This is a genomic window from Variovorax paradoxus EPS (genome assembly GCF_000184745.1).
Lineage (GTDB): Bacteria > Pseudomonadota > Gammaproteobacteria > Burkholderiales > Burkholderiaceae_C > Variovorax > Variovorax paradoxus_C.
This window is the reverse complement of the sequence record NC_014931.1, coordinates 1,676,633-1,695,195: the sequence shown is the minus strand read 5'-3', so window position 1 is coordinate 1,695,195 and position 18,563 is coordinate 1,676,633. Positions and strand designations below refer to the sequence as shown.

General features: G+C 67.9%; 14 protein-coding genes. 5 read left to right on the top strand and 9 right to left on the bottom strand.

Translation table 11 applies throughout. The features are described from left to right. Position 1 precedes the first annotated feature (1 nt). From VARPA_RS07615 to VARPA_RS07605, 3 genes are read right to left on the bottom strand one after another with little or no spacing between them, the layout of a single operon-like run. Complete coding sequence (locus VARPA_RS07615; RefSeq protein ID WP_013539976.1) at positions 2–370, bottom strand: Rieske (2Fe-2S) protein; 369 nt, start codon at positions 368–370, stop codon at positions 2–4. Between the two features lie 10 nt (positions 371–380). Beyond that, positions 381–1,055: an HAD family hydrolase gene (locus VARPA_RS07610; RefSeq protein ID WP_013539975.1), complete on the bottom strand. Its 675-nt coding sequence runs from the start codon at positions 1,053–1,055 to the stop codon at positions 381–383. Beyond that, positions 1,048–2,145, bottom strand: coding sequence for an RluA family pseudouridine synthase (locus tag VARPA_RS07605; protein ID WP_013539974.1), 1,098 nt, complete (start codon positions 2,143–2,145; stop codon positions 1,048–1,050). The genes VARPA_RS07610 and VARPA_RS07605 overlap by 8 nt, the downstream gene beginning before the upstream one ends. 546 nt (positions 2,146–2,691) lie before the next feature. Between VARPA_RS07605 and VARPA_RS07600 the strand changes: the two genes are divergently transcribed. Next, positions 2,692–5,979 (top strand): Rne/Rng family ribonuclease, encoded by a 3,288-nt coding sequence (locus tag VARPA_RS07600; protein WP_013539973.1) that lies wholly within the window; start codon positions 2,692–2,694, stop codon positions 5,977–5,979. Positions 5,980–6,027: 48 nt separating this feature from the next. Here VARPA_RS07600 and VARPA_RS07595 read toward each other — a convergent pair whose 3' ends face one another. Beyond that, the gene (locus VARPA_RS07595) at positions 6,028–6,894 is read right to left on the bottom strand and encodes a LysR family transcriptional regulator (protein ID WP_013539972.1); all 867 of its coding nucleotides are present in this window, start codon (positions 6,892–6,894) and stop codon (positions 6,028–6,030) included. A gap of 109 nt (positions 6,895–7,003) precedes the next feature. Here VARPA_RS07595 and VARPA_RS07590 point away from each other — a divergent pair, with 109 nt between their 5' ends. Beyond that, a complete protein-coding gene (locus VARPA_RS07590; RefSeq protein ID WP_013539971.1) occupies positions 7,004–8,551 on the top strand; it encodes an MFS transporter in 1,548 nt (515 codons plus the stop codon). Positions 8,552–8,563: 12 nt separating this feature from the next. On the opposite strand, the gene VARPA_RS07585 is transcribed toward VARPA_RS07590, so the two are convergent. Genes VARPA_RS07585 through hemC form a run of 4 tightly spaced genes read right to left on the bottom strand, consistent with a single transcriptional unit; the run spans position 8,564 to position 12,677 of the window. Further along, the gene (locus tag VARPA_RS07585) at positions 8,564–9,847 is read right to left on the bottom strand and encodes a heme biosynthesis protein HemY (protein ID WP_013539970.1); all 1,284 of its coding nucleotides are present in this window, start codon (positions 9,845–9,847) and stop codon (positions 8,564–8,566) included. A gap of 7 nt (positions 9,848–9,854) precedes the next feature. Then, a complete protein-coding gene (locus tag VARPA_RS07580) occupies positions 9,855–10,955 on the bottom strand; it encodes a uroporphyrinogen-III C-methyltransferase (RefSeq protein WP_013539969.1) in 1,101 nt (366 codons plus the stop codon). Next, positions 10,952–11,734 carry a uroporphyrinogen-III synthase gene (locus tag VARPA_RS07575; RefSeq protein WP_013539968.1) on the bottom strand — a complete coding sequence of 261 codons (783 nt, stop codon included), beginning with the start codon at positions 11,732–11,734 and terminating at the stop codon, positions 10,952–10,954. The genes VARPA_RS07580 and VARPA_RS07575 overlap by 4 nt, the downstream gene beginning before the upstream one ends. A gap of 16 nt (positions 11,735–11,750) precedes the next feature. Further along, positions 11,751–12,677, bottom strand: coding sequence for a hydroxymethylbilane synthase (hemC, locus tag VARPA_RS07570; protein ID WP_013539967.1), 927 nt, complete (start codon positions 12,675–12,677; stop codon positions 11,751–11,753). 83 nt (positions 12,678–12,760) lie between these two features. Between hemC and ppc the strand changes: the two genes are divergently transcribed. From ppc to VARPA_RS07555, 3 genes are all read left to right on the top strand, one after another. Beyond that, positions 12,761–15,604, top strand: coding sequence for a phosphoenolpyruvate carboxylase (gene ppc / locus VARPA_RS07565; protein WP_013539966.1), 2,844 nt, complete (start codon positions 12,761–12,763; stop codon positions 15,602–15,604). Positions 15,605–15,626: 22 nt separating this feature from the next. Then, entirely contained in the window at positions 15,627–16,154 is a 528-nt protein-coding gene (locus tag VARPA_RS07560; protein ID WP_013539965.1) for a hypothetical protein, read from the top strand. Positions 16,155–16,355: 201 nt separating this feature from the next. Beyond that, positions 16,356–17,600, top strand: coding sequence for an MFS transporter (locus VARPA_RS07555; protein WP_013539964.1), 1,245 nt, complete (start codon positions 16,356–16,358; stop codon positions 17,598–17,600). Here VARPA_RS07555 and VARPA_RS07550 read toward each other — a convergent pair. Further along, positions 17,584–18,522, bottom strand: coding sequence for a LysR family transcriptional regulator (locus tag VARPA_RS07550; protein ID WP_013539963.1), 939 nt, complete (start codon positions 18,520–18,522; stop codon positions 17,584–17,586). The two genes, VARPA_RS07555 and VARPA_RS07550, sit on opposite strands and share 17 nt — an antisense overlap. Between the last annotated feature and the right edge of the window lie 41 nt (positions 18,523–18,563).

Genomic DNA, 18,563 nt, shown 5'->3' with positions numbered 1-18,563 from the left:
GTCAGAAGGTGAGAGGTTGGAGGTTCCAGGCAGTATGCCAGTGCACCACGCCGTCTCGTTCGCTCAAGGCGATCTTCACGAGGCCGCCGCGGCAGGGGCCGCCCATGCATTCGCCGGTGTCGGGCTGGTAGACCGCGCCGTGGGTGGCGCACAGCAGCCACTGGCCGGTGTCGTCGAAGAAGCGGTCGGGCTGAAAGTCCATTTCCATCGCCACATGACTGCACCGGTTGAGGTATGCGTGCGCCTGGCCCTCGAAGCGCACCGCAAAGGCGCGGCAGGTTTCGCCACCATGAACCACATCGAAGGGCACGGCGCGGCCGCCTTCGACGAGGTCCGAGGCATTGCACAACGGGATGCACTCTTCGCTCATGACGAAATCTTCAGGCGTTGTCGAGGAGCCACGTTTCGAGCGCGGGCACCGAATGGGCGACGAAGAGCGGCTTGAACTCGTCGAAGCTCGACGGCTCGTGCGCGCCATAGCTCACGCCCACGCTGGCGCAGCCGGCATTCGTCGCGAGTTGCAGGTCGTGCGTGGTGTCACCGATCATCAGCGTGCGCTCGGCGGGCACGTCGAGCTCCTCCATCAGCTCCAGCAGCATGCGCGGATGTGGTTTGCCGAAGGTCTCGTCGGCGGTGCGCGAGGCGTCGAAGCGGTCGCGCAACGCGACGGACTTCAGTGCTTCGTTCAGCCCGCGGCGCGACTTGCCGGTGGCAACGGCCAGCTTGTGGCCGCGCGCGCGCAGGGCGTCGAGCATCTGCAGCACGCCGTCGAACAGCACCAGGTCATCTTGATGTTGCAGGTAGTGGTAGCGGTAGCGCGCGCCGAGCTCGGCATATTTTTCCTTCGGCACATCGGGTGCGGCGCGTGCGAGCGCTTCGGCAAGGCCAAGGCCGATCACCCAGGCGGCGTCGTTCTCGGTGGGCTTCGCGCCGCCGACATCGATGACCGCAGCCTGGATGCAGCGCACGATCAGGCGCGTGGAGTCGTAGAGCGTGCCGTCCCAGTCGAAGGCGATCAGGTCGAAGCGGGGAGGTCTGGCGGAAGAATCAGTCATGGGCCGTGGGAGTGGGGTGTTGGGCCAGCGCCTGGAGCGCGGAAGGCGGCATCAGCGCGTGCAGTTCGGGCGGCAGGTCGGCCTGCAGCGCGACGCGCTCGCCGCCCGCCGGGTGATTGAACTGCAAGCGCCATGCGTGAAGAAACATGCGCTTCAAGCCGAGCTTCTGCAACGTGCGCTGGCGCTCGAAGTCGCCGTATTTGTCGTCGCCCGCGATCGCGTGGCCGGCCGAGGCCAGGTGCACGCGGATCTGGTGGGTGCGTCCGGTCTTGATCGTCACCGCCAGCAATGACAGCGGCGTGGCGTCGCCCGGCAGCGTGAGCCGCGCGAGCACGCGAACCAGCGTGATGGCGCGCATCGCGTCGGGATGGTCCTTGGCGACCACGCGCACGCGGCGTTCGCCGGCACCGGCGCCGGAACCGTCGGGCAACAAATACTTGGCGAGCGGCGCATCGAGCACCTTCTTGTTGGCAGGCCAGTCGCCTTCGACCAGCGCCAGGTAGGTCTTGCCTGTTTCGCGCTCGCGGAACTGGTCCTGGAGCGCGACCAGCGCGCTGCGCTTCTTGGCGACTAGCAGGATGCCGGAGGTTTCGCGGTCCAGCCGGTGGACCAGCTCCAGAAATTTGGCGCCCGGTCGCGCGGTGCGCAACTGCTCGATCACGCCGAAGCTCACGCCGCTGCCGCCATGCACCGCGACGCCGGCGGGTTTATCGATGGCCAGCACGGCATCGTCTTCGAGCAGCACCGGGAATTCGCGGGCCGGTGCCGGAGATGTGGCGCCCTCTTCCGCGCGCGGCGAAATCCGCACCGGCGGAAGCCTCAGCACATCGCCGACCTCGATGCGAGTCTCGGCCTGGACGCGCCCTTTGTTGATGCGCACCTCGCCCGACCGGATGATCCGGTAGACATGCGTCTTGGGTACGCCTTTCAGATGACGGAACAGGAAGTTGTCGAGCCGCTGCCCCGCGGACTCCGCGTCGACGGTGATGAATTTGATGGCCGCATGCACGCCTGCCTCGGCCCCGGCATTTCGATCTGCGGGATTTGGAGCGGTCTCGGGGCTTTGCTTCGCACCTATAATGTTTTTCACCAGCGCGGTCGTGTAAGTGCTTGATTAGACAGAAGTTTAGAGCACTGACGATCATGCTGTGAGGTCGATGCCGCTTTGGCGCCGAGCTGCAAACCCCGCGCAATTGCGCAAAGTGGCAGGCCCGGCACCCAAGTCAAGCCGACACCCACGAAACACCGATACGGAATACCCAGCCTGCAGCTTCCAAGCTGCCGGCGGATCGAAGCGAGTCCCTTGTTGTGTTGATGCTGCTGATTCAAATATGCCTTCGCTGGCCGACCTGGCTTCTGCCAGCGGCCTCCGGCATTGGATCTTTTGCAGCGCGCGCCCCCCTTGCGCAACCGGCGATCGAAAAGATCGCCACTCAACACCGAATCTGGCTCGCGCCCATCCACGCGCCCCCACCCCGGCTGTCTTCTTGAGCTGACGCTCGAGAGGCCTGCTCGCGCCTGGCGCGGCAGCGACAGCATCCGGGGCCAAGCGGCAATTCCCTGGTTTCGCGGGCGTCGTCCGTGCATCGTTGGCTCGTCAAGAGCCGGTAAACGATACATATAAGGACAACGCATCATGAAGCGGATGCTGATCAATGCCACGCAAGCCGAAGAACGGCGCCTGGCCATCGTCGACGGGCAAAAGCTCCTCGACTACGAAATCGAGATCGAAGGGCGCGAACAGCGCAAGGGCAACATCTACAAGGCGGTCGTGACCCGCGTCGAGCCTTCGCTCGAAGCCTGTTTCGTCGACTACGGCGAAGACCGCCACGGCTTCCTGCCGTTCAAGGAAATCTCCAAGCAGTACTTCGCCGAAGGCGTGTCGGCCAGCCAGGCCCGCATCCAGGATGCGATCCGCGAAGGCCAGGAACTCACCGTCCAGGTCGAAAAAGAAGAACGCGGCAACAAGGGCGCGGCCCTCACCACCTTCATCTCGCTGGCCGGCCGCTATGTCGTGCTGATGCCGAACAACCCCCGCGGCGGTGGCGTTTCGCGCCGCATCGAGGGCGACGACCGCGCCGAGCTCAAGGAGGCGATGGACCAGCTCGAGTACCCCAAGGGCATGAGCATCATCGCGCGCACCGCCGGCATCGGCCGCTCGGCGCCCGAACTCCAGTGGGACCTGAACTACCTGCTCAAGCTCTGGTCCGCCATCGACGGCGCGGGCAAGGGCGGCAAGGGCGCCTTCCTGATCTATCAAGAATCGTCGCTCGTGATCCGCGCGATCCGTGATTACTTCAATCACGACATCGGCGACATCCTGATCGACACCGACGACATCTACGACCAGGCGCAGCAGTTCATGGCGCACGTCATGCCCGAGCATGCCGCCCGCGTGAAGCGCTACCGCGACGACGCGGCCCTGTTCAGCCGCTTCCAGATCGAGCACCAGATCGAATCGGCCTACGCCCGTACCGTGCAACTGCCCTCGGGCGGCGCCATCGTGATCGACCACACCGAGGCGCTGGTCTCGGTCGACGTGAACTCGGCCCGCGCCATCAAGGGCGGCGACATCGAAGAGACCGCCACCCGCACCAACCTCGAAGCCGCCGACGAAGTGGCCCGCCAGATGCGCCTGCGCGACCTGGGCGGCCTGATCGTCATCGACTTCATCGACATGGACGAGTCGAAGAACCGCCGCGAAGTCGAAAGCCGCCTGCGCGACGCGCTGCGCCAAGACCGCGCCCGCGTGCAGTTCGGCTCGATCAGCAAGTTCGGCCTGATGGAAATGAGCCGCCAGCGCCTGAAGCCGGCGCTCAGCGAAGGCTCGTCGATCCCCTGCCCCCGTTGCGGCGGCTCGGGCCACATCCGCGACACCGAATCGAGCGCGCTGCAGATCCTGCGCATCATTCAAGAGGAGTGCCTCAAGGACAACACGGCCGCCGTGCACGTCCAGGTGCCGGTCGAAGTGGCTTCGTTCCTCTTGAACGAAAAGCGCCCCGAAATCGCCAAGATCGAGCTCAAGCAGCGCGTCACCGTGCTGATGGTGCCCAACAAGACGCTCGAAACGCCGAACTACAAGCTCGAGCGCCTCAAGCACGACGATCCACGCCTCGATCACATCGAAGCCAGCTACAAGATGGCCGACGAGATCGAAGATCCGACGGCAGTCACCCGCCGCTCGCAGGAGCCGACCAACAAGCAGACGCCGGTCATCAAGGGCGTGCTGCCCGACGCACCCGCGCCGGTCGTTCCGCCCAAGCCCGAAGCGGTGCGTGCGCCTGTCGCGGCACCCGCACCGGTCGCACCGCCTGTGGTGAGCGCGCCGGTTCCGGCGCAGGGCGGCTTCTTCGGCTGGATCAAGAGCCTGTTCGGCGGCGCGCCCGCTGAAGCGAAGGCGCCCGCACCGGCTGCGATTCCGGTCGAGGCACCGAAGCCCCGCCGCGATGGCCGTCCGGGCCGCGATGGCGAAGCCCGCGGCGGTGCGCGTGACGGCGAACAGCGCCGTGGCGGCCGTGGTGGCGAAGGCCGCGGCGAAGCGCGCGGTGAAGGCGGCGAACGCCGTGGTGGCCGTGACGGCGAACGCCGCGGCGGCCGCGGTGGCGAGCGCCGCGAAGGTGGCCGTGGCGAAGGACGCAGCGAAAACCGCGAAGGCCGCAGCAGCGAACTGCGCAACGACGCAGCCGCAGGCCAGCCGCGTGAACAACGCGAGCCGCGCGAACAGCGCGAACCCCGCGAACCGCGTGAGGCACGCGCCCCGCGCGACGGCGAACAACGCCGTGGCGGCCGTGGCGAGCGCCGCGAAGGCGAAGGCCGCAACGCACCGGCCGAGGCACTGGTCGATGGCAACGTCAACCTCGAAGCCCAGCAGACAGCGCCCGGCGCCGACGAAGGCAACGCAGCGGAACGCGCACCGCGCGCCCGCGGCGAGCGTCGTGAACGCGGCGAGCGCGGTGGTGACCGTGGCGAACGCGGCGAGCGCAGCAACGACCGCGGCGGCGAACGCAACGGCGACGCACAACCGCGCGGCGAAGCCGTCGCCGGTGACGACGCCTCGCAAGGCGAACGCCAGCCCCGCAACGGCCGCGACGAGCAACGCGCCCCGCGCGGTGACCGTGGCGAACGCGGCGAGCGCAACGACGGCCGCCGCGAGCGCCGCAACGATGCACCGCCCGCCGCCAACGAAGGCGAAGCGCGTGTGGCCGAAGTGGCGTCCGCCGATGGCGAACAAGGCATCGACAACGCAGGCAACGACCAGGCACCGCGCCGCGAAGGCGAAGAACAGCGCCGCGGTCGTTCGCGTGACCGTTACGGCCGCGACCGCCGCGAACGCGGTCCGCGCGACGAGAACGAAGCCAACAACGCAGCCGAGACACCGGCAGCCGAAGGCGCCGTCGCAGCGGCCATGGAAGCCACCGGCGAGTCGTACGAAGCGCCGGTCGCGCGCCAGCAGCAGCAACTGCCGCTGGCTTCGGAACCCGTCGCCGAACGCCAGGTGAGCGAAGTCGCCGCACCCCCTGAAGTGCGCGAACCCGCACCGCAGCAGCAGCCGCAGCGCTTCGAGCGCCCTGCAGCCGCGCCGGTCGCAGCGCCCATCGTGGTCGAAACCGCCAAGGCAGCACCCGCCGGCAACGGCCGCGCCCTGCCCAAGGTGCAAGCCTTCGAACTGCCGTTGAACGAACTCGCGCAGATCGCCGAGAGCTCGGGCCTGCAGTGGGTCAACTCGGATGCCGATCGCATCGCGCAAGCGCGCGCCGCGATCGCCGCCGAGCCGAAGCCGGTGCATGTGCCGCGCGAACGCCCACCGGTGATCGTGCTCGACGAAGGTCCGCTGGTGCTGGTCGAAACCCGCCGCGACCTGGGCTCGATGTCGCTGCCGTTCGAAAAGACGGCCGCTGACGCGCAGCAGCAAAACACGCACTGACCGAAGCAAGCTCGGCCAACAAGAAACGGCGCCTCTGGCGCCGTTTTTTTATGCCCGCGCGCCGACCGCCAGGTCGGGCATCTCCAGGATCATCTGACCGAAGCGGCAGGCACACGGCGTCTTGCCGCTCTCGCTCCAGATCAGCGCGAACTCGACGCTCGGCAACGGCGGCAGGCCGTAGCGGCCGTCGACGAACTTCATGCCCGGCTCGACCTCTTCGCGCGTGAGCACCGTCACCGCAAGCCCCGCGAGCACGGCCGCGCGAATGCCTTGCGGGCTGGCCGAGGTGAAGACCACGTGCCAGTCGATGGCCGTGAGGTCGAGCGCCGATCCGGCCACCTGCCGGTTGACGCAAGGCTTGGGAAAGAAGGCCAGCGGCAGCGATGCGCCCTTGGGCGCCTCGAAGGTCTCTGCCGCGGCCCAGACCAGCTGCGTGCGCCGCAGGCACGTGCCCTCCGCCACGTTGGGCGGCGACATCACTACCGCAAGATCGAGCTCGCCGGACCGGATCGCCGCGCGCAGGTCGGTGTGCATGCTCACGCAGACCTCCATCCGCACCGCCGGAAACGCCCGTGCGAATTGCGACAGCAACGGCGGCAGGCGGTCGCCCATGAAGTTGTCCGGCACGCCGAAACGCACCACGCCCGTGATCGGCGAGGGCTGGAAGCGCCGCGTCATCGCGTCGAGCGTGTCGAGGATCTGCTGCGCATAGCGCAGGAAATCCTCGCCGTCTTCCGTCACAGTGAGGCGGCGCGTCGTGCGGTGCAGAAGCTGCCGGCCCACCTGCTCCTCGAGCTTGCGGATCTGGTGGCTGACGGCGGACTGCGTCAGGTGCAGCCGCTCGGCCGCGCGCGTGAAGCCGCCGGTTTCCTTGACGGCCACGAAGGCGCGCAAAAGCGTGGGGTCGAAATCCATGGGTCGGCAATAAATGATGGTTTGAAATGAATCTCAGGAAATTAAATCATTTCCATCATGAAGATGCTTTCCACAGAATCGCCCGGACCTGATTCCGGAAAGCCTTTCGATGCCCCTCTCCCATATCGGCAAGAACCGCATTGCCCTCGCCGCGGTCTGCCTCGTCGCCCTCATGTTCGGCCTGGAGATCTCCAGCGTGCCGGTGATCCTTCCCACACTGGAGAAAGTCCTGCACGGCGACTTCAAGGACATGCAATGGATCATGAACGCCTACACCATCGCCTGCACCACGGTGTTGATGGCCGCCGGCACACTGGCCGACCGCTACGGCCGCAAGCGCATCCTCGCCGTCGGCATCGTCCTGTTCGGCATCACCTCGCTGGTCTGCGGCATCGCGCAGGACGCACCGGTGCTGATCGCGAGCCGCTTCCTGCAGGGCCTGAGCGGCGGCGTGATGCTGATCTGCCAGCTCGCGGTGCTGTCGCACCAGTTCCAGGAGGGGCGCGAGCGCAGCAAGGCCTTCGCGATCTGGGGCGTGGTCTTCGGCATGGGGCTGGGTTTCGGGCCGATCATCGGCGGCGCCATCGCGGCGCTGGCGAGCTGGGAATGGGTGTTCCTGGTGCACGTGCCGCTGAGCGTGCTGGCGCTGGCACTCGTGCTGGGCAGCATCGAGGAGTCGCGCGATCCGCAAGCGAAGCGGCTCGACCTGCCGGGCATCGTCACGTTGTCGCTGGCGGTGTTCGGGCTCACATGGTTCATCACGCAGGGGCCGGACATCGGCTTCACGAGCCCGCTGGCGCTCGGCATCCTCGCCGCTTCGGCCGCCAGCTTCGCGGTGTTCCTGTGGGTCGAGAAGATCAACCCGCATCCGATGTTCGATTTCTCGGTCTTCCGCATCCGCAATTTCTCGGGCGCGATCCTCGGCTCCATCGGCATGAACTTCAGCTTCTGGCCGTTCATGATCTACCTGCCGATCTACTTCCAGAGCGGCCTGGGCTACGGCGCCGTCACCGCAGGCTCAGCCCTGCTGGCCTACACGCTGCCCACGCTGCTGATGCCGCCGCTGGCCGAGCGCCTCTCGCTGCGCTGGCGGCCGGGCGTGGTCATTCCGCTGGGCATGTTCGTGATCGGCGTGGGCTTCTTCGCGATGCGCTACGGCAGCAGCGCAGCGCAGGCGAGCTGGATGACCATGCTGCCCGGCTGCCTGCTGGCCGGCATCGGCCTCGGCCTGACCAACACGCCCGTGACGAACACCACGACCGGCTCGGTGCCCAGCAACCGCGCGGGCATGGCGTCGGGCATCGACATGAGCGCGCGGCTGATCACGCTGGCGGTCAACATCGCGCTGATGGGGTTCATCCTGCTCGGGGGCATCTTCTCGTCGCTGAAGAATGCCCTGCCCGCTTCGTTCGACGCGCAGCAACTACGCCTGCTCGCGGAGAAGATCGCGGCCGGCAACTTCGCATCGCTCGCACAGGGCTTTCCGGACCTCGCGCAGTTCGATCCGTCCGGTGCGATCGTCCATGCGGCGCTGCTGCACGGCTTCGAGCTGGTGATGCTCTACGGCGGCATCGGCATCTGGGTGCTGGCGGCGATCAGCTTCGCGATCTTCGGCAGCCGCAGGCCGTCGGTGCAGCCTTCGGGTGCGTGCCCCTGAAGCCGGACAAGATCAGTTGCTGGGCGCCTGCGCCGCGCGCTTCCAGGCGGCGGCGGCCTGCTCGGCATCCTCGCGCGCTTCGGCCAGTTCGGCCAGCGCGAGCCAGGCGCGGCGATAGAGCTCCGCGTCCTGCAACGCGAGCCCGGCCTGCGTCAGCAGTTGCTGCGCCTTGCCCCAGAGCTGGCGCTTCATGCAGGCCATGCCGGCGAGGTACTGCAGGTTCGCGTCGCGCGGGTTGTTGCGCTGGGCACTTTCGATGCGGGCGAGCCAGTCGGCGTCCACCGAGTCGAGCCCCGCTTCGAGTGCGCGCGCGAGCTTCACGCGCAACGCATCGCCGAGGCCGCGCGGGTTCGCCACCATGCGCTCCCAGGCGGGCAGCAGCCAGCCACGCGCGAGCGACAGGTCGCCGTGAAGCAGCACCATGCGTTGCGCGCCATGGATCGCCACCTCGGGCATTTCGCGTTCGTTGGTGTCGAGTTCGGACCAGGCGCGCATCAACTGCGCCGGGTCGTGCGCGCCAGACAGCAGTTCGGTTGCGAGGCCGCGCACGATGCTTTGCGCCGCCGCATCCGAGAAGGCGCGGTGCTTGGCCAGCAGGCGGGCGGTTTCGAGGGCTTCGAGCGTGCGCCGGTCCTGGCGTGCCGCCTTCAGGCGAAGGCGCAGGGCCAGCGTGCGCCGCTGTGCGCCCTGCGGAAGTTCTTCGAGGCGGGCAAGCGCGGCGGCCGCATCACGGTCTTCGAGCGCCCAGCGCGCAGCGCGCAGTTGCACGCCTTCGCGTGTCTCGGGGCTTGCGAGCAATGTGCGGTCGACGCTCTCTTTGAGCGCCTGTTGCAGATGAGCGTCGCGTGCCGGCTTGTCCTGCAGCGCCTGCGCGCTCTCGGCGGCCAGCAGGTGCGACAGCACGCGCACCTGCTGCGCCTGGGGCAGGTTCGCATCGAGTGCAGCCAATGTTTTTTCCTGCACCAGCGCGGACTGGGCCGCCTTGCGTGCGCGCGAGAAGCGGCCGGCGATCAGCTGCACCATCGCATCGAGCAATGCGGCATGCAGCGTGCGTTCCTTCTGCTGGAGGCGCCACTGGCGCGCCTGTGTCGGCAGCGAGAAGAGCGCGGCCAGCGCACGCAGCGCCACGTGCAGCAACACGAAAGTGCCCAGCAGGATCACGAGCACGAGGTTCAGCGACAGGTCGACGCGCCAGGGCGGCCAGAACACCGTGATCGTTCCCTGGTTGTTGCCCGCGAAAAGAGCGACTGCCGCGGCGACGGCGAACAGCGCGAGGAGCCAGATTGCAGCGCGCATGACCGGATCAGCGTCCCGCGGCCGCAGTGGCCAGTGCCGCGAGCGTGTCGTCGACGCGCGCCGGCTCGGTGGTCTTCACCTGCGCCTGAAGCTGCTGCAACAGCGTGGCGGCTGCCTGCGTGCGGCGCGAGGCGGGGTCGAAATAGCGGTTGAGCGACGCGCCCACCTGGGCCAGTTCGGTGCGCGTGGCATCGACCTGGCGCGACAGCAGCGAGAGGCGCGCGTTGAGCAGCTTCAGCTTGAGGTTCTCGCGCAGAAAGTAGGTCTGCTCGGGCGCCAGCAGGATCGCCTCGGGGCTCTGGATGCGGCCGACGCGCACCAGCGAACGCGCTTCGCCGCGCACCGTGAGCAGCGCACGCCGCCACCATGGTGCATCGGCCGGAATCGGTTCGGGCTGCCACGCGTTGACACCCGTGCCGCGCACCGCCACCGCATTGATCGCGGGCAGGTCGTCCACGTTGCGCATCAGTTCGTCGAGCTTCTGCAGTGCTTCGGCGCTGTCGACGCTCGAGTTGCTGCGGAGGCGATCAGCGTCGCGCTGCATCGCGCGCTGCAGCGGTGCGAGCCGCGGCTGCGCGGCGCGTGAAATGCGCAGGTCGCCCGCCTTCAACGCAGCCAACAAGGGTTCCACGTTGCCGGTGACCTGCGCCTGCTGCAGCGCAAGGCGCACAGCCGACTCGATATCGACCACGAGGTTTTCATCGCGCGAACGCGACAGGCTCTGCATCAGTTCTTCGAGTTGCGAACGCTGCAGTGCGACTTCGGCCACGCGGGTTTCGATGAGCGCCACGCGGGCCGCGGCATCGCGCACCGTGTCGCTGGCCTGGCGCGCCAGCGTGCGCGCTTCCATCGACTGGGCGGTGGCCTCGGCGCTCTGGCGTGCCAGCTGCTCCTTCATGCCGCTGACCTTGTTCCACAGCGCGATGGTCATCACCAATGCGAGCAGCGCCATGAGAGTGAGGAGCCCCAGGCCGATGCGGGACAGCAAAGTGGCTGCGGCGGCCATGGCGGCGGGCGTCTGATGCGGCGCCAGCGTGGCGGGCACCGGCGCCGTTGCGGCAGTGGGAGAAGAAGGAGAAATGTCGTCTGACGGGGACGCGGCGCTCATGCCAACGATTCTATCGACGCGATCAACGCATCCCGCAGAGGTGTGCAGACACGCAACGCACCAAAACCCGCGGCCCGCGCGGCTTCGCCGATGCGAGCGTGCGTGGCGACCGCGCTTGCGGCGTGCCAGTCGGTGCCGGGCATCGCGCGCTGGAGATTGGCGATCGCTTCCGAGCTGCTGAAGAGCCAGATAGCGCGGCCTTGCGCACCATCGATGGCGAGTTGACGTTGTCCGACATCGAACAACGGCGGCAATCGGCGATAGGCCACCACCGTGTCGCGCTGCCCGCTCGCGGCGTCGATCTCCTTGGCGAGCCAGTCGCGGCCGGCGGGTTGCCCGGCTTCATCGCCGCCGCGCACGATGAGCACGCGCACGCCGGTCGATACCTGGGCCTGGACACGCTCCCACAGCGCCTCGGAGTCGAAGCGCGTGGCCTCGGGCGGCGGTGCATCGATGGCTTCGGGCGGCACGCCGGCGCGCAGCAGGGCACGCGTCGTGCCGGGCCCCGTGGCCCAGAAGCGGCGGCCGGCCATCGCTTCGTCGGATGAATCCGCGTCCCTGCTCTGGAAGAAATGCTCGACTGCTGTGGCGCTGACGAACATCAGCGCGGCGTAGTCTTCGATGCGCCGCCAGGCCGCGCGCAGCGGCTCGGCATCGTGGACCGGCTCGATGACGATCAATGGGAGCGCCACCGCATCGAGCCCGGCGGCGCGCAGGTCGTCGACCCACTGCACGGCCTCGCGCGCGGGCCGCGTGACGATGACGGGCCGCGCAGTCATCGGACGACCACGGGTTTCAGTGGGCGCCTGCGTCGCGCAGTAGCGCAGCCGCGTGTTCGCCGAGCGCGTCGGCGCGTCCGAAGTCACCGACGTCGGCCTGCGCATGAACGCGAACGAGCGGCGCATTGCCTTCAGGGTCGCCCCAGGCAGCATCGATGCGCAACACGCCATCGGCCTGCCAGCGGGCATGCGCCGCGAGCGGCATCGAACAACTGCCACCCATCGCACGGCTCACTGCGCGCTCGGCGGCGGTCGAGAGCCAGTCGCCGCGGTGCGCGAGCGGCGCGAGCAGTTCGATCAGATCCTCGCGGTCGGCGCGCACTTCGATGCCCAGAGCGCCCTGCCCCGCTGCCGGCAGCATGTCGTCTGGTTCGAAGGCCACGCGGATGCGGTCTTCGAGGCCGAGGCGCTTCAAGCCCGCGGCCGCCAGGATGATCGCGTCGTACTGCCCCTCGTCGAGCTTGCGGAGGCGCGTATCGAGGTTGCCGCGCAGCGGTTCGATGCGCACGTCGGGCCGCCTGGCCTTGAGCAGCACCACGCGGCGCAGGCTGGAGGTGCCGACCACCGCGCCGTGCGGCAGTTCGTCGAGCGAGGCGTATCGGGGGGAGACCATTGCATCGCGCGGGTCCTCGCGCTCCAGCACGCAGGCGAGGACGAAGCCTTCGGGCAGGTCCATCGGCACATCTTTGAGCGAGTGCACCGCGATGTCGGCGCGACCGTCTTCGATCGCCGTTTCGAGTTCCTTCACGAAGAGGCCCTTGCCGCCGACCTTGCTCAGGCTCTTGTCGAGGATCTGGTCGCCCCGGGTCGTCATGCCCAGGAGGCTGACCGTATGGCCTCTTTCTTGCAGAAGCGCTTGCACGTGTTCGGCTTGCCAAAGGGCCAACCGGCTTTCGCGCGTCGCGATCACGATATTGCTCAAGACCGCTCCCAAAAAGTACATGTTTTCAGACGCCGGAATGCTAGCATGTTGCGCCGCAGCAACGCAGGCGGCGCGTCCATTCAAGTCCCCAGGAACAACATCGAATGAAAGCCAGCAAGACCCCTGCCCTCCCCAAGCGCCGACAGGCCGAAGACCAGCCACTGATCGACGACATCCGGCTGTTGGGCCGGATCCTCGGCGATGTGATCCGGGAGCAGGAAGGAGACGAAACCTATGCGTTGGTGGAAAAGATCCGCACCCTGTCCGTGGCCTTTCGCCGCGACGCGGACCAGGCGGCCGACCGGGCGCTCAAGAACCTGCTCAAGGGCCTGAGCGCCGCCGAGACGGTGCGCGTGATTCGCGCCTTCACCTACTTCAGCCACCTGGCCAATCTTGCAGAAGACCGCCACCAGATCCGTCGCCGCACCGAGGCCGATCGCGAAGGCGTGCTGGCCGACGGCGACCTGCAGACCGCCCTCGCGCGCATCCGCAAGGCGGGCGTTAAGCCCGACGAAATCGTCGCCTCGCTGGCCCACAGCTACGTGTCGCCCGTGCTCACCGCGCACCCGACGGAAGTGCAGCGCAAGAGCATCCTGGATGCCGAGCGCGCGATTGCCCTGCTGCTCACCACGCGCGACGAAATCAAGCTGCGCCAGAGCGCCTACGCGAGCGGAAAGGATGCGCTCTCGCCCATCGAGCTCGCCGACAACGAAACGCAGATGCGCACGCGCGTCACGCAGATCTGGCAGACGCGCCTCCTGCGCTTTTCCAAGCTCACCGTGGCCGATGAAATCGAGAACGCGCTGAGCTATTACGAAGCCACGTTCCTGCGCGAGATTCCGCGCGTCTATGCCGACCTCGAAAAGGCGCTGACCCAAGGCGGCCACACGCCGTCGGTTGCGCCGTTCCTGCGCATGGGCCAGTGGATCGGCGGCGACCGCGACGGCAACCCGAACGTCACCGCCGAGACGCTCGAATACGCGCTCGGCCGGCAGGCCGAACTGGCGCTGCGCTTGTACCTCACCGAGGTGCACTACCTGGGCGGCGAGCTTTCGCTTTCGGCCACGCTGGTCGATGTGTCGGTCGAGATGCAGGCGCTGGCCGAGCGCTCGCCCGACACCAGCGAGCACCGCAAGGACGAGCCCTACCGCCGCGCGCTCACGGGCGTGTATGCGCGCCTGGCGGCCACGTTGCGCGAGCTCACCGGCGGCGAGGCCGCGCGCCATGCGGTCGCACCGCAGAACCCGTATGCGAAGGCCGAGGAATTCCTCGCCGACCTGCGCACGGTGGAAGAGTCGCTCGGCGAAAAGCACGGCAGCGTGCTCGCCGCGCCGCGCCTGCGGCCGCTGATCCGCGCGGTGGAAGTGTTCGGCTTCCACCTCGCCACGGTCGACCTGCGCCAGAGCTCCGACAAGCACGAGGCAGTGATCGCCGAGCTGCTCGCCACTGCGCGCATCGAGCCGTCGTACGCCTCGCTCGCCGAAGAGGCCAAGCAGACGCTGCTGCTCAAGCTGCTCGACGATGCGCGTCCCCTGCGCGTGCCCGATGCCGACTACTCGCCGCTCGCAAAAAGCGAGCTCGCCATCTTCGCCGCCGCCCGCACCGCGCGTGCGCGCTACGGCGCCGCGGCCATTCGCCACTACATCATCAGCCACACCGAAACGGTGAGCGATCTGCTCGAAGCGCTGCTGCTGCAAAAGGAAGTGGGCCTCTTGCGCGGTGCGATGGCCACCAATGCGGTGTGCGACCTGATCGTCGTGCCGCTGTTCGAAACCATCGAAGACCTGCGCAACGCCGCGCCCATCGTGCGCGCCTTCTATGCACTGCCGAACATCCAGGCGCTCATCGAGCGCTCGGGCGGCGAGCAGGACGTGATGCTCGGCTACAGCGACAGCAACAAGGACGGCGGCATCTTCACCAGCAATTGGGAGCTGTACCGCGCGGGCATCGCGCTGGTGTCGCTGTTCGACGAACTCAACAAGAAGAAGGCCAACCCGATCCGCCTGCGCATGTTCCATGGCCGCGGCGGCACGGTGGGACGCGGCGGCGGCCCGAGCTACCAAGCGATCCTTGCGCAGCCGCCGGGCACGGTGCGCGGCCAGATCCGTCTCACGGAGCAAGGCGAAGTCATCGGCTCGAAGTACGCCAACCGTGAGATCGGCCGACGCAACCTCGAGACGCTCGTGGCCGCCACGCTCGAGGCCACGCTGCTGCCGCAGGGCAAGTCGGCGCCTGCCACCTTCCTTTCGGCCGCGAGCGAACTCTCGGCCGCCAGCATGGCCGCGTACCGCAAGCTGGTGTACGAGACCCCCGGTTTCGGCGACTACTTCTTCGGCTCCACGCCGATCCGCGAAATCGCCGAGCTCAACATCGGCTCGCGCCCCGCATCGCGCAACCCGAGTCACAAGATCGACGACCTGCGCGCGGTGCCGTGGAGCTTCAGTTGGGGCCAATGCCGCCTCACGATTCCCGGCTGGTTCGGCTTCGGCGCGGGCGTGGAGCAGTTCCTCGCCTCGGCCGGCAACGCCGCCGGCAAGAAGGAGCGCGTCGCGCTGCTGCAGCGCATGTATGCGCAGTGGCCGTTCTTTCGCACGCTGCTCTCGAACATGGACATGGTGCTCGCCAAGAGCGACCTCGCGCTGGCCTCGCGCTATGCTGAACTGGTGACCGACCGCAAGCTGCGCCAGAAGGTGTTCTCGATGATCGATGCCGAATGGCACCGCACCTCGGATGCGCTCACGCTCATCACCGGCGCGAAGCAGCGCCTCGAAGGCAATGCGGAGATGCAGCGCTCGGTGCGGCATCGCTTCCCGTACATCGATCCGCTGCATCACCTGCAGGTCGAATTGATGCGCCGTTATCGCGCGGGCGACGGCGGCGAGCGGCTGCAGCGCGGCATTCACATCTCGATAAACGGGGTGGCCGCGGGGCTGCGCAACACGGGATGAAGCGCAGCGCCGAGGGTGCGCGGTGAGCACCATCCAGTCCCGCCGCAGATTGATCGTCGTCATCCTGCTGTGCGTGGCGGTTGGCGGGGCGGTGGTGCGGCACTACGCGGAGCGCGGCACGACCACGCGCGACATCGCCACGCTGCTGATGGTGCTGTGGGTGCCGATCATCGGCAACGTGATCGCGTGGCTCATCGGCAAGCTGCCGCGCCGCGCGCCGCCGCCCGAACCCGTGACCTTCGATGCGCTGGGTGCGTTCACGCCGCATCTGCGTGCCGACGTCACGCTGCGCCCGCCGGCGCTGCCGATCCATGACGTGCCGCTCGCCGCAGGGGAATACCGCTGCGCGCTGGTGATCGACAACGAAGGTTTTTCCGCGCGATGGTTCGTGCCGCAGGGCGAACTGCTGGAGCGCGGCAAAGCGCATGCTCTCGACATCGAGTTCCTGAAGCCCGACCTCGCCAAGCCTCGCTTTGTGCAGGGTGCGGACTTTCGTGTGCTAGTCGGCGATTCGTTCATTGCCGACGGCCGGGTGCTGCAGCTTCGATAGGGAATGGTGGTGGTGGCGATAGCCGCCACGGTGAACAGGTCAGCAGCCACCCAGTTGCAAAAAGGCCCGATTGTTCGCCCACGGGAAACTGACTACTGTCGCGAGCCCCCTTTGTCGCGAGGACATCCGCTTTCACACTCCCTGGACTCCCGCAACAAGCATCGGCACGCGCTTCGCCGATGCGCTCCAGGATCCCTTCCCATGATGAATGCACCCAGCAGCAATCCCTGCATCGACGACGTGTCGTCGTCGCCGTCCGGGCTGGTCAAGACGACCCGTTCCGCCTGGCTCGCGGTCGGCTCCATCGCCGTCGGCACCTTCGCGATGGTCTCCACCGAGTTCATGCCCATCGGGCTTCTCACCGACATCGCGCGCGGCCTGAACGTGTCCGACGGCACGGCCGGCCTCATGGTCACGATGCCCGGCGTGCTCGCCGCCTTCGCCGGGCCGGCGCTGATCGTCGCCTCGGGCAAGCTCGACCGGCGCACGGTGCTGATCGCGCTCACCACCTTGCTGATCGCCTCGAACCTGCTCGCGGCCTTTGCGCCCAACTTCGCCACCATGCTCGTCGCGCGCCTGCTGCTCGGCTTGTGCGTGGGCGGCTTCTGGACCTTCGCACCCGCCGCCGCCACGCAACTTGTGCCCGACGCTTCGAAGGCACGCGCCATGTCGCTGGTGCTGGCTGGTGTTTCCGCCGCCACCGTGCTCGGCGTGCCCGCGGGCTCGTTCCTCGGCACGCTCTTCGGCTGGCGCGCTTCGTTCGCGGTGACCGGCGCGCTCGCCGCGGTGGTGCTGCTCGTGCAACTGTGGCTCTTGCCCGCGATTCCGCCGGTGCGCGCCATCGGCGCACGCGATCTGCTCACGCCGCTCACGCGCCGCATGGCGCAGGTCGGGCTGCTCGCGGTGCTGTTCTTCATCGCCGGGCACTTCGCGGCCTATACGTACCTCAAGCCGCTGCTGCAGCAGGTGTTCGGCCTGGAGCCCAACGCTGTCTCGACGCTGCTGCTGGTGTACGGCGCGGTCGGCTTCATCGGCACCTTCGTCGGCGGCAGCCTCGTGGCGCGCAGCGTACGCGGTACCACCTTGCTGGCTGCGCTGATGTTGGCGACGGCACTGCTGCTGTCGACGCTGATCGGCAGCGGCTTCGTGCCGGGCGCGGTGGTGGTCTTCATCTGGGGCGTGGCCTTCGGCCTGATCCCGGTGGCGCTCACCGGCTGGATGATGGAAGCCGTGCCCGATGCCCCCGAAGCCGGCCAGGCGCTGCTCGTGAGCGGCTTCCAGATCGCGATCGCCTCGGGCGCGCTCATCGGAGGCCTCACGGTCGACAACTTCGGCATCTCCAGCGCGATGGTGCTCAGCGGCGGGTTGGTGCTGATCGCCGCGCTGATCGTTGGAACGCTGGGCCGGGCGCGCGGCGGTCCGGTGCTGGCTACCTTGCCCGAGTAACCGGCCCCGCCTTCTTGCCCGCTGCCGCGATTGCATCGAGCACCACGCGCAGGGCCTTGTTCACCGGCTTGTCGCGCCGGATGACGACGGCCAGCGTGCGGTGCATGCGCGGCGCGAGGCGGCTGATCTTCAGGTCGGGGTGGGCGCCGCGTCCGGCCATCGCCATGCGCGGCACGATGCCGTAACCCAGCCCCGCAGCCACCATCTCCTTCATCGCTTCCACGCTGCCCAGCTCCATCACGGGCTGCGGCTGCAGGCCTTCGGCGGCGAACCAGCGATCGACCAGCTTGCGCGTGTTGGCCGCGGGCTCGAACAACACCAGCGGCAAGCCGCCCAGGTCGGCCGGCGTCACCCGCGCCTTCAGCGGTGCGAGGTCGCTGCGGCCGATGGCGACGAACTCGTCGTCGAGCACCGGCGTCACGCTCAGCGAACGGCCGGCGGCGGGTAGCGTGACCAGCGCGAGGTCGATGCTGTTCTCCTCGACCCTGCGCACCTGGTCTTCCGTGTTGCCCGTGCTCACCACAATGCCGAGCGCCGGAAACTCCTCCCGCAGCGCGCGCAGCACGGCCGGAAGGAAATGCAGGCAGGCTGTGGCACCGGTGCCCAGGCGCACCCGGCCCGTGACCCCGCTTGCGTGATCGGCCAGCGCGTCGATGGCGTTGTCCACCGCGGTTTCGATGTGGTGCGCATGGCGCAGCAGTTCCATGCCGGCCGGCGTGGCCCTCGCGCGCTTGCCGACCCGTTCGATCAAGCGCACCGCAAGCCTGCGTTCCAGCTGGCGCACCTGCAGGCTGATGGCCGGCTGCGTGAGGCCGAGCCGGTCGGCCGCGGCCGAGAAGCTGCCTGTTTCGATCACCAGACCGAAGGACTTGAGCTGGTCGAGGTTCAGTGTCTTTTCCAAAGTATTCCTTATGCCCTGCATAGGCAGGCCAAGCTTCACTTATCGGTGGTGGCGCGTCAAGA